2 protein-coding genes and 1 pseudogene are annotated in these 2,374 nt (G+C 32.8%); all 3 read right to left on the reverse strand.

Annotated elements, in window-relative coordinates:
* Positions 1-298: 298 nt before the first annotated feature.
* On the reverse strand, positions 299-805 hold the full coding sequence (locus GH681_RS22700) for a hypothetical protein (protein WP_153163774.1): 507 nt from the start codon (positions 803-805) through the stop codon (positions 299-301).
* A gap of 801 nt (positions 806-1,606) precedes the next feature.
* Positions 1,607-1,873 carry a hypothetical protein gene (locus tag GH681_RS23840; RefSeq protein WP_228112041.1) on the reverse strand — a complete coding sequence of 89 codons (267 nt, stop codon included), beginning with the start codon at positions 1,871-1,873 and terminating at the stop codon, positions 1,607-1,609.
* 60 nt (positions 1,874-1,933) lie between these two features.
* Positions 1,934-2,053: pseudogene (locus GH681_RS24195) on the reverse strand (head fiber protein); the annotation flags it as partial.
* Between the last annotated feature and the right edge of the window lie 321 nt (positions 2,054-2,374).

A 2,374-nucleotide genomic window follows, 5' to 3' on the forward strand; every position in this document is an offset into this window, starting at 1 on the left:
ATGTAGTTTCTGAACCATTAGTACAAGCTTCAGCGAAGAAATCACAAGTAGGAGTAGCTCTAATTTCGGTTTTATAACCAGTTGTAACTGATGCTGATGTTAAAGGTTTATAACTATTGTTTTTGTTAGTGTCAAATTGATCAGGTTTTACAGATTTATACCAAGTACGATATGTAGCTTCATATTTACTAATAACATCATCTATGTGTTTCCATATGTGACCAAATGGATTTTCAATTCCTCTATATCTGTTACACTTACGTGTAATAGTAGAAGTATTAGAACCAGATGAATCAGTCTATTGTATAGTTACTGTAACTTCACCAGAACCACTACCTAAACTATCAGATCTTCCAGTTGGAATAAACGACCAAGTTTGAGCTCCGTTGATAGTTGCTGTTCCTGTAGTACAACCAGAACCCAATCCACCTTGTCTAAATCCTTCAGGAGTTAGTTCAGTATTAACAGCCTTTTGTGAATTTCTAGTAGCATATTCTACTAAGAACAAATGACATATAGCTCTATGCTCTTCATATGTATAAAGATTCCATTTAGCTTCTCCGTCAAATCCATTAGCTCTAGCCCAAGTTCTACCATTAGTTCTGGTAAAATTAACAGTAGGAACAACGTTTTTCGTACTTATTAATCTACCTTTATTATCAAAGTTGAATGCTTCATATGCGCTAACATATGCTTCTTTGTGGTGATGCCATCCTGGTTTAGCGTGTGGACATATTTTTAAATTGTGTGTTTTTGTACCAGGAACATAATCATCGACATACCAAAATTCTGGTATCTTAATCATAACGTTTACTGTAGATGCTACCTATCCAGCTTCTCCATTACTTGTATGCCCATACATTGCTTCAGTAAAGTTTTCCTTCAAAGGAACAAACTAGTCTTTATAAACCGGTTGTGTCTAAAAAGCAAATGGTTTCATCATACTCTATATAGGCAATGATCTATGCATGTCCATATTACCAATACGAGTACAATCTGGATTAGAAGATGTTTCTGACCAAGATACCCCGTACCAGTCAAATTCTTCTAAATTCTAAGATGTTACATTGAATGTAATATGTCTACTTACTACATTACTAGGCAATGAACTAACAACACTAAATTGAACATTTGGAGATTGAGGTTCTCCATGTATAACTCCATATATTTTGAAATTACTATTTTCAGGTTGATATATGTATATGTTCATTCCAGATTCTGTAGTTTCTATATACCATTTAGTCAAATCATAAAATGTTTTAATTCCAGTATGTACTTTTCCACTAATGAGCTAAAGATCGGTAAATTTTGGAGAATAAGCATTTATTAATAACTAGTAAACATAAATGTAGCCATCATAATATTCAACAATTTTATAACTATTGGGGAAATACTTATGATTAACCTAAATCTTTAAATAATTTTTAATAGTTGACGATATGTATAATGTATGTTCAATATCTTTAACATTAACACCATCTACCATATCTGCATTCAGATTTGGACACATAGTTGTAGATTTAACAGATATAGGAGCATTACCGGTAGATACACTAGATGTGTATTTATTTGCATAAACTGCATCAGTAGTTACCCTAAAACCTATCTAATCATTATTATCTACAATTCCAAATCCGTAACTTTCTGTACCAGAACCTCTAATATTACCTATATACCAAAATGTATCATACCAATTGAATCTCAAACCATTAATGATATCAGCGTTGGCATGCATACCAAAACCTTCAGATAAATTACCACCAGATTTGTATATATTTGTTATATCACTATTTTCAACGCCTTTAAACACAATTGATCCAGTAGTAGATGCAGATGTTAATGTACCAGTCATAGTATCGCCAGCTTTCTTCACATAAGTAGTAGTAGGATCTACACCTAATGCACTAGTTACATTAGCTTTAGTTATACTGATAGTACCACCATCTGCTAATGTTATATTACTACCTATCTTAACACCACCTAATGCACTAGCTGTAGCAGCAGGTAATATATACTTATTAGCTTCAGCTTCTATAGCTGCTAACTTATTCTTTTCAGGAGTAGTATAATCATTAGTACTAAGACCTTTACCTTCAACTTTATCTACTTTTTGAGTCTACAGTTGAGTAATATTACTATTTAATGTCTCTTCTACACCAGTAGCTCTTTCTACTTCATTTGCTATAGCTGTAGCATTAGCAGACTCAGCACCTTTAGCTCTAGTTACTTCACTAGCTAAATCACTAGTTAGTTTCTATTCTGCTTTCTCTGCTCTAGTCTATTCAGCTGTTACAGTTGTATCTGTATATGACTTAGCCTGTTTAATAGCATTAGCTATAGAACCAGTAGTAGATTCATTACCATTAATAATAGT

The sequence above is a fragment of the Zoogloea sp. 1C4 genome (assembly GCF_009469605.1).
In the GTDB taxonomy this organism is placed as follows: Bacteria; Pseudomonadota; Gammaproteobacteria; order Burkholderiales; family Rhodocyclaceae; genus Zoogloea; species Zoogloea oryzae.